Source organism: Mesorhizobium sp. P2_B11, assembly GCF_056404855.1.
Genome location: NZ_JBFUDF010000003.1, coordinates 830084 through 842623, shown reverse-complemented (window position 1 = coordinate 842623; position 12540 = coordinate 830084). Strand labels below are relative to the sequence as shown.

At 62.6% G+C, this 12540-nt stretch carries 15 protein-coding genes; 6 read left to right on the top strand and 9 right to left on the bottom strand.

Annotated elements, in window-relative coordinates:
- Nucleotides 1-62: 62 nt before the first annotated feature.
- On the top strand, nucleotides 63-521 hold the full coding sequence (locus tag AC1DYJ_RS12675; protein ID WP_477281237.1) for a YqfO family protein: 459 nt from the start codon (nucleotides 63-65) through the stop codon (nucleotides 519-521).
- Nucleotides 522-675: 154 nt separating this feature from the next.
- Nucleotides 676-843 carry a 50S ribosomal protein L33 gene (gene rpmG, locus AC1DYJ_RS12670; protein WP_006201775.1) on the top strand — a complete coding sequence of 56 codons (168 nt, stop codon included), beginning with the start codon at nucleotides 676-678 and terminating at the stop codon, nucleotides 841-843.
- Nucleotides 844-1251: 408 nt separating this feature from the next.
- Here rpmG and AC1DYJ_RS12665 read toward each other — a convergent pair whose 3' ends face one another.
- Nucleotides 1252-2625, bottom strand: coding sequence for a PleD family two-component system response regulator (locus tag AC1DYJ_RS12665; RefSeq protein WP_477281235.1), 1374 nt, complete (start codon nucleotides 2623-2625; stop codon nucleotides 1252-1254).
- A 33-nt stretch (nucleotides 2626-2658) separates the two neighbouring features.
- Entirely contained in the window at nucleotides 2659-3030 is a 372-nt protein-coding gene (locus AC1DYJ_RS12660; RefSeq protein ID WP_023667574.1) for a response regulator, read from the bottom strand.
- Between the two features lie 237 nt (nucleotides 3031-3267).
- On the opposite strand from AC1DYJ_RS12660, the gene AC1DYJ_RS12655 reads away from it, so the two are divergent.
- Nucleotides 3268-3567 (top strand): DUF3572 domain-containing protein, encoded by a 300-nt coding sequence (locus tag AC1DYJ_RS12655; protein ID WP_023691161.1) that lies wholly within the window; start codon nucleotides 3268-3270, stop codon nucleotides 3565-3567.
- On the top strand, nucleotides 3564-4217 hold the full coding sequence (locus AC1DYJ_RS12650) for a hypothetical protein (protein WP_477238422.1): 654 nt from the start codon (nucleotides 3564-3566) through the stop codon (nucleotides 4215-4217). The genes AC1DYJ_RS12655 and AC1DYJ_RS12650 overlap by 4 nt, the downstream gene beginning before the upstream one ends.
- 20 nt (nucleotides 4218-4237) lie before the next feature.
- Here the strand turns inward: AC1DYJ_RS12650 and AC1DYJ_RS12645 are convergent, their stop codons facing one another.
- On the bottom strand, nucleotides 4238-5743 hold the full coding sequence (locus tag AC1DYJ_RS12645; protein ID WP_477281233.1) for a hypothetical protein: 1506 nt from the start codon (nucleotides 5741-5743) through the stop codon (nucleotides 4238-4240).
- 97 nt (nucleotides 5744-5840) lie between these two features.
- Complete coding sequence (locus tag AC1DYJ_RS12640; protein WP_477281231.1) at nucleotides 5841-6416, bottom strand: GNAT family N-acetyltransferase; 576 nt, start codon at nucleotides 6414-6416, stop codon at nucleotides 5841-5843.
- 67 nt (nucleotides 6417-6483) lie between these two features.
- Between AC1DYJ_RS12640 and AC1DYJ_RS12635 the strand changes: the two genes are divergently transcribed.
- On the top strand, nucleotides 6484-7812 hold the full coding sequence (locus tag AC1DYJ_RS12635) for a DNA polymerase IV (RefSeq protein ID WP_477426089.1): 1329 nt from the start codon (nucleotides 6484-6486) through the stop codon (nucleotides 7810-7812).
- A 24-nt stretch (nucleotides 7813-7836) separates the two neighbouring features.
- On the opposite strand, the gene AC1DYJ_RS12630 is transcribed toward AC1DYJ_RS12635, so the two are convergent.
- Nucleotides 7837-8340, bottom strand: a complete 504-nt coding sequence (locus AC1DYJ_RS12630) for a hypothetical protein (protein ID WP_477281227.1) — start codon at nucleotides 8338-8340, stop codon at nucleotides 7837-7839.
- A 204-nt stretch (nucleotides 8341-8544) separates the two neighbouring features.
- Between AC1DYJ_RS12630 and AC1DYJ_RS12625 the strand changes: the two genes are divergently transcribed.
- On the top strand, nucleotides 8545-9426 hold the full coding sequence (locus AC1DYJ_RS12625) for a DMT family transporter (protein ID WP_477426087.1): 882 nt from the start codon (nucleotides 8545-8547) through the stop codon (nucleotides 9424-9426).
- 151 nt (nucleotides 9427-9577) lie between these two features.
- On the opposite strand, the gene AC1DYJ_RS12620 is transcribed toward AC1DYJ_RS12625, so the two are convergent.
- The 4 genes from AC1DYJ_RS12620 to AC1DYJ_RS12605 form a co-directional block, all read right to left on the bottom strand.
- Nucleotides 9578-10378, bottom strand: coding sequence for a potassium channel family protein (locus tag AC1DYJ_RS12620; RefSeq protein WP_477281223.1), 801 nt, complete (start codon nucleotides 10376-10378; stop codon nucleotides 9578-9580).
- A 63-nt stretch (nucleotides 10379-10441) separates the two neighbouring features.
- On the bottom strand, nucleotides 10442-10840 hold the full coding sequence (locus AC1DYJ_RS12615) for a nuclear transport factor 2 family protein (RefSeq protein ID WP_477281221.1): 399 nt from the start codon (nucleotides 10838-10840) through the stop codon (nucleotides 10442-10444).
- 113 nt (nucleotides 10841-10953) lie between these two features.
- Nucleotides 10954-11331: a glyoxalase superfamily protein gene (locus AC1DYJ_RS12610; protein ID WP_477281219.1), complete on the bottom strand. Its 378-nt coding sequence runs from the start codon at nucleotides 11329-11331 to the stop codon at nucleotides 10954-10956.
- Between the two features lie 173 nt (nucleotides 11332-11504).
- Nucleotides 11505-12515: a methyltransferase gene (locus AC1DYJ_RS12605; RefSeq protein WP_477281217.1), complete on the bottom strand. Its 1011-nt coding sequence runs from the start codon at nucleotides 12513-12515 to the stop codon at nucleotides 11505-11507.
- Between the last annotated feature and the right edge of the window lie 25 nt (nucleotides 12516-12540).

The following is a 12540-nucleotide window of genomic DNA, read 5'->3' as shown; positions in this document are numbered from 1 at the left end:
ACCGTGTCAGCAGGCCTCAGCTAAAAGGGTGTCCCAAAACACCCGAGTTTGAGGATACGGCGATGATCGACAGCGGCTTTGAAACCACATCTCTGCGCATGACGCTTCTGCTGCTTGTCAGCTTCCAGGCCCCGGCGGCCGACGTCGACCGCATCATGGACGCCGTGGTCGCGATCGCCCCGCTCGCCATGGGCAAATACGACCGTAACGCCTATCAAACGGCGCACGGCATAGAACGCTACCGGCCAGTTGAAGGTGCTGCCGCCGGTTCCGAGACCGAATTGCGCCGCCGCCCCGGCACGGTCGAGGTTTCGTTCGAACTGCCCGATGACCAGATGCTCGCCGCCCGCGTCGTCGAGGCGATTTTCCAGGCGCATTCCTACGAGGAGCCGGTCATCCGCATCCAGCCGATCCTCGCCAGCCGCTCCAAGGGCCTGGACGACCGCACCAATCCGAATCGCTGGTGGAACACCACCGGCGACTGGAAGAAAGCGGCAGCGCCGATAGCGCAAAGCGCGTGATTTCAAGCCAAAGGGCGGCTGGGGTGGGTCGCAGCGAGCGCGCCGGGCTTGACTTTCCGGGCACGTTCTTTATGTGTCGCGCCAAGTTTCCCGCGTCCGGGTGTTTTCCCCCGCTCCAGCGGCCAAAACCCCACGAACATAACGGACTGAGAAAATGGCCAAAGCCGCAAACATCAAGATCAAGCTTCTGTCGACCGCCGACACCGGTTTCTTCTACGTGACCAGCAAGAACAGCCGTACCAAGACCGACAAGCTGTCGTTCCGCAAGTACGACCCGGTCGCCAAGAAGCATGTCGAATTCAAGGAAACCAAGATCAAGTAATCTGGTTTTCTACACGTCTTTAAAACGCCGTCCTTTGGGGCGGCGTTTTTGTTTTGGGGCTCTTAAAAAGCCAGAAGCCTCCGCAGCCTGATGCGGAGGGTTCAAGTGATTTTTGGCAAAAAAGGGGGCCGGTCGGCGTATGGCAGCGGTACGAGGAGGCCACTATGTGCCAGCGCCGGCCGGCCGACCCCACGGACCCAGGAGATGCGGCGGACCTGAGCATCATGGGGTATTCGGCGGAGCGATGCGGCTGTCTACCCTCGTGCCCGCATCGCCTCTGTTTCTTGCACTGCACATTTGCGCAACAATGGTTGAAAATCAATAGTTTCTTAACCAAGCCTCCCGAATCGCTTGGATTAAGGTAAATTCCTAACCCTGTCTGATTGACTGCATAATCGGGGGTCTAGCCTACGCCGCCCTGGCGACGACGCGGTTGCGGCCGCCGCTTTTGGCCTCGTAGAGCGCCACGTCGGCGCGCTTCATCAGCGCAGCGACCGTGTCCGCGCCATTCAGCACCGACGACACGCCGACGCTGACCGTGACTTCGATCGCCTTGCCTTCATGACCGATGGCAAACGGCAGTTGGGCGATTTCGGCGCGAATGCGCTCCGCAACCTTTTCCGCCACCATGGCGTCCGTGTCCGGCATCACAACCACGAATTCCTCGCCGCCGAAGCGGCAGGCAAGGTCGATGCCCCTGACATTCTTGCGCAGCCGCCGTGCGAATTCACGCAGCACGTCGTCGCCGCCGTCATGGCCATGCGCGTCATTGACGGTCTTGAAGCGGTCGAGATCGGTGATCATCACCGACAGCGGCCGCCGCCGCGCCACGGCACGGTCGAACAGCGTCTGCAGATGGCTGTCGAGGTAGCGGCGGTTGTGCAGCCCGGTCAGCCCGTCGGTCACCGCCATCTCGATGGTCTGGGTGACGCTGGCGCGGAGCTGGTCGTTGTAGCGTTTGCGGCGGACCTGCGTGCGCAGCCGCGCCATCAGTTCCTGCTGATCGATCGGCCGCATCAGATAGTCGTTGATGCCGAGTTCGAGGCCACGGATGATGCGGCCCTCCTCGCCTTCTTCGGCAAGCAGGATGATCGGCAGGAAGCGCGTGCGATCGAGCGAACGCAATTGCGAACAGAGCCGCAGCGGATCGAAATCGGCAAAACCGGTCGAGATCAGCACGCATTCATACGGCGCCTCGGCAGCCTGGAAGAAACCGGCCTGCGGATCGGTGGCAATGTCGAGTTCGGCGCTGCTCCGCAGCATTTTCTGGATACGTTCGAAGGAGGATTTGCGCTCGTCGATCAACAGCACCTTCGGCGTCGCGTAGTCCGACGTGAAGCTGCGGCTCAACAGCGCCTCGATGCCGATGTTGCGGGTGGTCGAGGCGCGCAGGCGCAACTCGTCGGTCAGCGACTTCAGCCTGACCAGGCTCTTGACCCGCGTCATCAGCTGCAAGTCATTGACCGGCTTGGTCAAAAAATCGTCGGCGCCGGCCTCGAGGCCGCGCACCCGGTCGGCAACTTGGTCGAGCGCGGTGATCATGACCACGGGGATGTGCGACGTCGCCGGATCGCTCTTCAGCCGCTTGCAGACTTCGAACCCGTCCATGTCGGGCATCATCACGTCGAGCAGCACGACATCGACCTTGCCGTTTTCGCATGTCTCGATCGCGTCCGGTCCGTTGGACGCCGTCAGCACCTCGAAATATTCGGCCAGCAGCCGAACCTCCAACAGCCGGACATTGGCAGGGATGTCGTCGACGACGAGGATCCGCGCAGTCATTTCACAAGGCTCCGGCTGGAATGGGCGCAGGCATCAGGCATCGCCCAGATAGGATTTTATGGTTTCGATGAAACGCGGCACCGAGATCGGCTTGGAGATGTAGGCCTCGCAGCCCCCCTGGCGAATACGTTCCTCGTCGCCCTTCATGGCGAAGGCGGTGACGGCAATCACCGGAATGGAATGGAGGTCGTCGTCCTCCTTCAGCCATTTCGTCACTTCCAGGCCAGATACTTCCGGCAGCTGGATATCCATCAGAATCAGGTCCGGCCGGTGCTGGCGCGCCAGATCGAGCGCCTCGAGGCCGTTGCGCGTGCGCACCGTCTCGTAACCGCTGGCTTCGATGAGGTCCCGAAAGAGCTTCATATTCAGCTCATTGTCCTCGACGATCATCACCTTCTTAGGCATCGATTTCCCGTCCCGGCCGGCTTCTGCCCGAAGCCTGCCGTCATGCGTCCTTGTGGGAGCACACCAAACCCACCTTCACTGTACGGCAATATGATTGACGAAACGGAAACCCGCAGCTGTAAAAGCCACTCGGATTCCACCTCGAAAACCACATTGGATTGGGGCGGTGGCTTGCCGCAAGCGACGCTAGCGATTACTGCGGAAAAGAGACTCATTTCCGCAAACCAGAAGGTAATGATGGCAAACGCAGCGTCAATGCGCGAGGAGGCGGAAACCATTGCCGTGAAGGCACTGGGCTTCGTCGCCGCCGACCCCGAACTGCTGCCGCGCTTCCTGGCCATAACCGGCATCGAGGCGTCCGCCATCCGGCGCGCCGCAGCCGAACCGGGATTCCTTGCCGGCGTCCTGCAGTTCATCCTGGCCCACGAGCCGACCCTGCTGCGTTTTGCCGAGGAAACCGGCACACCGCCGGCCTCAGTCGGCAAGGCATTGCGCGCGCTGCCGCTTGGCGGCGACGACCATGAGCATTCGATATGAGCGACGATCCCGAGACGGCACGCCAGATCGCCGAACTTGCAGCCGACGACCGGCCCCTGCTGATCCTCGACGTCGACGATGTCGTGCTCGAATTCATCCGGCCGTTTCCGCATTTCCTGAAATCGCGCGGCTTTGGGCTCACGCTGGCCTCCTTCCGCCTTACCGGCAACATCGCCGAAACGGCGAGCGGCCGGCTGATCGAACAGCCGGAGGTAACGGCACTGCTTGGCGATTTCTTCGATGCGCAGGCCGACTGGCAGAGCGTCACCGACGGCGCCGAACAGGCGCTTGCCAGTCTTGGCGACCGCGCCGAAATCGTCCTTTTGACCGCCATGCCGCACCGCCATCGTGCGGCGCGCCGCGCTCATCTCGATGCGCTCGGGCTGCCCTATCCGCTGTTGACCACCGAAATGGCCAAGGGACCGGCGGTGGCGAAATTGCGCGGCAGCAAGGGCCGGCCGGTGGCCTTTGTCGACGACCAGCCGTCCAACCTCATCTCGGCGCGCAATTCCGTCGCCGATGCGCATCTGTTCCATCTGATGGCCGACAATTCGCTGCGTGCATACCTGCCGCCGGTGCCCGACGATATCGTCTCGGTCGAAGACTGGCGCGACGCGGCGCCGAAGATCGCAAGCGCGCTCGGGCTCTGAGCAGACGTTCCTGAGTACCTTCAGGGCTTCGTTGCTGTCCCAGGGATGGCACCCGGATCGGCGTTGTCTTCCACGACCGGATCGGGCCCCTTCAGCATGGCGCCGTTGACCGACACCGAGCCGTCGTGCCTGGCGTTGATCACCCATTCGATACGGCCGTCCGGCAGCGTCTTGGCAAATCCCTTGATGGCCAGCGCCCCGGTGAAAGCCTGCGACGCCTGCGGGTCCGTCTTCGCCGCCTCCTGCAAGGCCGCGACGATCTTGTCGTAGCCGGCGACGTCGATGGTCACGTTGGCATCGGGCTTCTCACCATCGGGAAACGTCATGTCGCCCTCCAGCGCGATTTCCGCACCGCCGCCCTTGACCGTGCTGTGGCCAATGACGACCTTGGGGCCGTTCGCCAGGAAATCTTTCTTAAGGCCCTCCCCGAATTCCGCCGACAGCGGTGGGTTCTGGTTGAGGTCGAAGGCTTCGATCGCCTTCTTGGCCATGGTGTCGAGATCGATATTGGCGCCGCCGAAATTGAGATCGACGTCGGTCGGCAAAAGCGCGACACCCCATGCGGGAACAAGGTATTGCGGTATCGACAGCCCCGATGCCTTGATCCCGTAGCTGATCGTCCCGCTGCGGGCGACCCCGTCCATACCGAAAGCAACAGCCACATTGGCCGCGCCGAAACTGCCGACCGGGCTGCCGACGCTGAAATCCTTGAAACTGTAAGCTCCATCGATCCGCTCCCACACCGGCAGCGCGGCCAGGAGGCGCGATTTGAGTTCGGCCTGGTTGGCCTTCAGCTTAGTCTCGTCCTCGTTGTCTACGGCGAAGGCCAACAGGTCCAGAATGGGCTTCGTCCGCAGACCCTTGCCTTTTGCGTCTACCGATAATTCCGGCGACTTTACCGTCAGCGAGATTTGCTGCCCGCCGTTTGGGTTGTCCATCGTGATCGACTCGGCAAAGTCGGTTATCTTTTGAGCCATGTTGAAATCGACACCGCCATTTGCGCCCTTGGTACCGCTCATTGTGGCGGTTCCAGCACCAGAACTCATCTCCGTGCGCTGCCTGGCGTCCTGAGACGTCATCGTCATGCCTTCCAATGACGACGTGGCGCTGCTGAAAGTCGCCAGTTCAGTATCGTAGATACCGACGAACTTCCCGCCCTTGATAGACATCTTCATGCTTTGCAGGCCTTGGGGGCCGTTGAATTCCATCGACCCTTCCGGTGCCAGATTGCCTGAGACATCCCACGCGCCGTCACTGCGTGGTTTGGCCAACAGCGCATAAGGGGTGAGATCGAGCTTCAGACCATCCTGTTTTGCCAGGAGTTCCACGAGCGGCTTAAAGTCGAATGCGAGCTTGTATGCGTCGCCTTCGACCGAGATTTTCAATAATCCGATCTCGAACGGCTTCTTACTGAAATAGTGTGCCAAATTGTCGGTGAGCTGCTTGGCGCCCTGGCTGTCGACCGTCTGGCCAAACGCCGGCGCACTGCAGGCAAGAAGCAAAACAAATGGCAAAGCGCGCTTCATATCGATCCTCCACTCTATTGCGGCCGTCAAAGCCGTTTCTGCCACTGGTAGGGAAATACCAACACAGCCGCAAGACAAGACCGTGCTGCATTGCCGGCTACAGCACCAGCCGCATCAGCGGCCGGCCGGCCTTGCGTTCGACAAGCCGCTCGAAGCCGGCTTTCTCAAACACGCGCGACGAGCCGACGAACAGCCCGATCGAACGCGAATCGCGCGACACATCGATCGGACAGGCCTCGACCAGCCGCGCTCTGTTCTGGCGGGCAAAGGCGATGCCGCCCTCGACCAGACGGTGGCTGATGCCCCTGCCGCGCGCACTGGCGCGAATGAAGAAACAGGAAATCGCCCAAACGCCAGGATCGGTGGCGTCGGACGGATCGACCGGCGCCGAGCCCCTGCCCCGATTGTTCCATTCGGGCACGTCGGCGCGCGGGCCGATCTGCATCCAGCCGACCGCCACGCCGTCCTCGAACGCCAAAAGCCCTGGCGGCGGCCCGGCCTCTATGCGCGCCTTGATAAGATCCCTGTTGCGCTGCTTGTCGCTGGCGCGCCGCGCCGCCGGCGCCTGTCTGAAATAGGTGCACCAGCAGCCGTAGCAGGCGCCCTGCTTGCCGAAGAGGTCCTCGAAATCCGCCCATAGGTCGGGCGCCAGCGGCGCTATGGTCGTGCTCATAAGTTCTCTCCCGGCTAACCGCTTGTGGCGGCTTCCGTCCTGACGTACCATTGCATTTGTTCTCTTTATGTTCGCAGCGATGGCGGCCCCTGTCAACAATCCCGAGCACGGTTTTTGCCGCGACTGCCTGACCTTTCAGCGCAGCGATGTCAGACGCTGCGAGCGCTGCGGCAGCCCCCGGCTCGCCCGTCATCCCGAGCTCTACCGTCTGCATCTTGCCCATATCGACTGCGACGCCTTCTATGCCGCGATCGAAAAGCGCGACAATCCGGCGCTGAAGGACAAGCCCCTGATCATCGGCGGCGGCAAGCGCGGCGTCGTCTCCACCGCCTGCTACATCGCCCGCATCAAGGGCGTGCGCTCGGCAATGCCGATGTTCAAGGCACTCGAAGCCTGTCCGGAGGCGGTCGTGATCCCGCCCAATATGGAAAAATACGTCCGCGTCGGCCGCGAGGTGCGCGCGCTGATGCAGGCGCTGACGCCGCTGGTCGAACCGCTCTCCATCGACGAGGCATTTCTCGACCTTGCCGGTACCGAGCGCCTGCACGGCATGCCGCCGGCCGTGGTGCTGGCGCGCTTTGCGCTGACCGTCGAAAAGGAAATCGGCATCACCGTTTCGGCCGGCCTGTCCTACTGCAAATTCCTGGCCAAGGTTGCGTCCGATTTCCGCAAGCCGCGCGGCTTTTCGGTGATCGGCGAGGCCGAGGCGCTGCGTTTCCTGGCCGAACAGCCGGTGACGCTGATCTGGGGTGTCGGCAAGGCTTTTGCCGCAACGCTCGAACGCGACGGCATCCGCACCATCGCCCAGTTGCAGCGCATGGAGCGCGCCGATCTGATGCGCCGCTATGGTGTGATGGGCACCCGGCTCTACCATCTGTCGCGCGGCCAGGATGACCGCCGTGTCGACCCCGATCAGGATGCAAAAAGCGTCTCGGCCGAAACCACTTTCGACACCGACATAGCGGAAATGACGGAGCTGGTTCCGGTGCTGCGGGGGCTGTCTGAAAAGGTTTCCGCCAGGCTGAAGAAGTCAGGCATTGCCGGACGTACGGTGGTGCTGAAGCTGAAGACGCAGGATTTCAAGCTGCGCACCCGCAACCGCCAGCTCGGCGACCCGACAAGGCTGGCCGACCGCATCTTCCAGACCGGGCTCGACCTGCTGCGCAAGGAAGCTGACGGCACGAAATACCGGCTGCTCGGCATCGGCGTCAGCGATCTCTCGGACGACGAGAAGGCCGATCCGCCCGATCTCGTCGATGTCGGCTCGCGCAAGCGCGCCATGGCCGAAAGCGCCATCGACGCGCTGCGCGACAAGTTCGGCAAGAAGGCGGTGGAAACCGGCTACACCTTCGGCAAAGGCCGCAACGCCAACCCGCCCGAGCCGATCGAGGAATGAGACGCTCAATAGTGTGTCGAGTTCCTACGTTCGGCGCAGATCGATCCTGCTTGTCACCACCGTCTTGCCGGTCCTGGGATCGACGTCGGTGACGGTCAGGCGCATGGCGTCGGCGCCGATCTTTTCCACGATCATCTGGGCGTCGCGATCGCCATTGACGATCTTTGCCCAGCGGATGTCGAGGTTGATGGCATCGCCGGTGCGGCTGCCGCTGAGTGCCGCCGGTCCGCTTTTGGAGCCGACATAGGTGCCGCTGTAGGTCGCGCCGCTGATCGTCAGGTCGGCGCGGATTTCGCGTGTCATGATCATCATGGCGCGGCAGGTGCCGTCCAGCGACAGCGAGGTGTCCGTCGTATCCGACGTGAAGGTGCAGGAAATGTTCATGACAGGCGAATTCGTCCTGATTCTGACAGTTCCCTTGCCGGCAAATTTTCCCTGCAGCGAGCGCAGGAAGCTCGCTTCGTCGGCATGTGCCGCTGTCGCTGACAATAGGCAGGCGGCAATCAGCAAGCCGACGACTGATTTCATCCAGAATCCCCCTCTCGCAATCACCAGGCGGCAACTCCCCAAGGGATCGCCGAAAGTGTGGACTCAAAACGAGCGCCCCGCCCGCAGGTTCCGCCTTCGACGTGACCGTTTTTTTACAACCGTTTTCCTACACCGCCTCGCTGGCCCAGTCGAATGCCCCGACTAACGGTTGCGGGGCGGCGGCCGTCTTGCGACATAGCGCGGATGGCCCCTGCACCCTCGATCCCCAAGGCCGCCTTCTGGATGGCGCTGTCGATCACGTCGTTCCTGGCGATGTCTGTCGCCGGCCGTGCCACAACTGCCGAGCTCAACGTCTTCCAGGTGCTCGAACTGCGCTCGGTGATCGGCTTTTTCATCCTGTTGCCGCTGGTGTTGATGAGCGGCGGTTTCGCCGCGATGCGCACCGAGCGCCCCCTTGCCCATGTCGCCCGCAACGTCATCCACTATACAGGCCAGGYGGCCTGGCTCTATGCGCTAACGCTGATCCCGCTTGCGGTGCTGATCTCGATCGAATTCACCACGCCGATCTGGACCGCGATCCTGGCCGTCAGCTTCCTTGGTGAAAAACTGTCGCGGCCAAGGCTGGCGGCAATCGTGCTCGGCCTGATCGGCGTGGTGGTCATCGTGCGCCCCGGCGTCGGCTCGATGGATCCGGGCCATCTCGTCGTTCTCGGCGCCGCCGTCTGCTTCGGCATTTCGCTGGTGCTGGTCAAATCGCTGACGCGCACCGACAGCGTCGTGCGCATCATCTTCTGGATGCTGGTCATCCAGTCGGCGGTCGGCCTGGTGCCCGCGCTCTATGAATGGCGCAATCCCTCACTGGCGCTGTGGCCGTGGATCGTCGTCATCGCCTTCACCGGCATGTCGTCGCATTTCTGCCTGGCCCGAGCGCTCGTCTATGCCGACGCCACCATCATCTCGCCAATGGATTTCCTGCGCGTGCCGCTGTCGGCGCTGGTCGGCTGGCTGCTCTACAGCGAGCAGATCGACATTTTTACCGCCGGCGGCGCCCTGCTGATCCTGATGGGCAACCTGCTCAACCTGCAGCGCAAGGCGCCAAAACCGGCCGAAGTGGCGGCCTCTTAGCACTGCCGCCTAGGTGTGTTGAGATTCAGGTCAGGCCGAGTCGAAAACGCTGGGTTCCGAGAACCGGAGCGGAGCGTACTCAAAGTACGTGAGCACCGGAAGCGCAGGAAGCCAGCGTTTGCAGGCCGGCCTCACCTGAATATCAACACACCTAGCTTCCCTCGTCTGGAATGTTGAGTAGATGGCCGCACGCCTTGCAGTGCACGGCGTCCGGCTCGTGCCGCTGCAGGCCGCATTGCGGACAGGGAAAGAAAACCTTCGCGGGGCGGAAGATCGCCGTCGCCAGCCGCACGAACAGCGATATGCCGATGATCATGGTGGCAATTGCGGTCAGCTTGCCGGCAATCCCCGGCAGCACGATGTCGCCGAAACCGGTCGTCGTCACCGTGGCGACGGTGAAATACAGCGCATCGACATAGTTTTCGAGCCCGGCGCCGGTGCGAAAGAAGAAGGTGTAGACGAAGCCGGTGATGACGAACAGGAAGGTCAACAGGTTGATGACCGCGTGGCTTGCCTCGCGCCAGGGTTTTAGCCCGCGCATCTCGAAATGCCGCCACAGCGAGCCGCTGCGCGACAGCGACCATAGTCGCAGGATGCGCAGAAACGCCAGGTTTGCCAGCGCCGTCGGCATCAGCAGCGTCAACAGGATGAAGGCATCGATCCAGAATGTCGGCTGTTTCATCAGCCGCAGCATGTCGGTGCAGGCGAGCAACCGGGCAATCAGATCGGCTGCGACCAGCACTGCCACGGAGTAATCGAGCCACAGGAAGGACGGCTTGTCCTGGAGCACGGGCGTGGCGATGAAGAAGGCGATGATGGCGAGGTCGATGGTGACGGCCGCCAGTTGGAACCGGAAAGCCGCAGGCGTGTGCCCGTGATAGAGCTTGCGCAGCCTGTCACGCAGCCGCGCCATGGCAGAGCTTTGCTGCAATCCGTCCTTGTCCGCTTTCATCACCAGTGCGTAGCGTCCGCGGCCGAGGACGTCCAGTAGGCGTTGCCTGGCCGGCGAACGTCGTCAGCCCTCCACGACGTTGCCGTCGGGCCCGACAAGGCGCCATGCCGAAGCGGTATCATAAACGAACCGCTCCTCCGCAATCCGGTCGCCGCGCCAGCGCTGCAAGGCCACCTCTTCCAGCCGCCGCACGGTGCCGGCCTTGTCGATCCTGTCGAAGGTCCAGCGGATCGCGACATGGTCGCCATCGACCAGGAACGTCTGAACCGGATGCGTGTGCATCTTCTCAATTCGGTCGAGTGCGGCTTGCTCATGCGCCATCAGCGTTTCCTTGCCCCGCCGCGGGACGCCGAGATTCTCCTGCATGGTCGCATCGTCATGGTAGAAATCGGCGATCGCCTTGACATGGCTGCCTTCGACCACCTCCTTGAGAAAGGCTTCAACGCGTTCGCGGCTGGGCATGAGTGTGCATTCCTTTGACGTTCGTGCTCAACGCATGTGGTTCAAAGGAGCTTCACTTCAACCATGCCCGCCACGCTGGCCCTATCGGCCGTGATGTCAGGCCCAGAGCACCGTCACGTCGCGATGCGTTGGCCGACGTCGATGCGATTGCCATCGGGATCCTCGAAGACGAAGGCGCGCAGGCCATAGTCATGGTCGCGCAGGCCTTTGACGATGCGCAGGCCGTGCGTCTTGCAGGCGTCGTGCATGGCATCGACGTCGCCGACCATCATATGCGCAATGTTGAAATGCACGGCCCGGTGATCCTTCTGCAGGGTCAAATGCAGCTCGGCGTCGTCGCGCTCCAGGATCATGAAGCCTACCGGATTGCCATTCTCGAAAGTCCTGGCAAAGCCGAGCACGCCGCAATAGAAGGCGGTGGCCCTTTGCATGTCAGTGACAGGCAGCATGGCGGCGACACGGCCGAAACGGATGGCTTTGGCATCGTTCATCGTAAACCTCGAAGATTTGAAACCCGCTCCGCTCGATGGACGGTGCCACCTCAGCGGTTCGGCTTCTGGTTATCGGTTCGATGAGACGGTGCCCACAAATCCATTCTATAGCCGATTTTCATGGCGGCGAAAGGGGCCGCCGCAAGCCGCACTGGCGGGGCGCCGCTGCCCAATCACACCGGCCTCGCCTCGACAATGCCGATATGCGGCCCGGCCTCGACAATCGAGGTCACCTCGAACCCTGCCTGCGCCAACAGCGACCTGTATTCGGCCGCCGTCCGCTCCTGGCCGTCCGGCGCGACCAGCATGTTGAGATCGAAGAATTTGGCGTCCGCCCCCTGATTGGGCGGCGCCAGCACGGCCTCGAGCACCAGCAGTCTGCCGTCCCTGCTGATAGCCCGGCGGCAGCTCTTCAGGATCGCGACACAGGTCGCATCATCCCAGTCATGCAGGATCCATTTGAGCAGCAGGCCATCCGCGCCCGCAGGCAACGCGGTTAAAAAATCACCGCCGACAATGTCGCAGCGCTCGCCAACCCCTGCCGCAGCCATAACCGGACCGGCACGTGCCACCACATGCGGCTGGTCGAACAAAATACCCCGGCTGGCGGGCGTGGCGGCGAGGATCTCGGCGAGCAGCGCACCGCGTCCGCCGCCGACATCCATGATGACCGCAAACGGCGAAAAGTCGTAGGCCGCAAGCACCGCAGCCGCGACGCCGCGCGAAAAAGCGCCCATCGCCCGATCGAAGATGGCCGACTCCTCCGGATGCTCGGCCCGGTAGTCCCAGACGCCTTTGCCATGGGCGTGGCGAAATGCGTTCTTGCCGGTCTCGACGCTGTACAGAAGGTCGCTCCAGGCCTGCCGGTAATAGGGTCTGCCGACAAAGGCCGCCCACGGCGCGGCAGAATGCTCGGCGTCGGAGCGCAAGGCGCCGCCAAGCACGGTCAGGGAGAAGTGCCCGTCCTCGCTTTCGTGAAAGATGCCGATGGCCGCGAGCGCGCGCAACAGCCGGTAGAGTGCGCGCGGATGCGTGTCGGTCAGGCTTGCAAGCTCGTCGGCGGAACGCCTGCCGTCCTTGATGTGGTCGGCGATGCCGAGCATGGCGGCAACGCAGATCGCCTGCGACACCCGGTATTCATTGACCATGCGTATGAGTTCGAAAGCCGCAGTCCGCGGATCCATGGCGCCCCCCCCCCGGCCGCCAAAG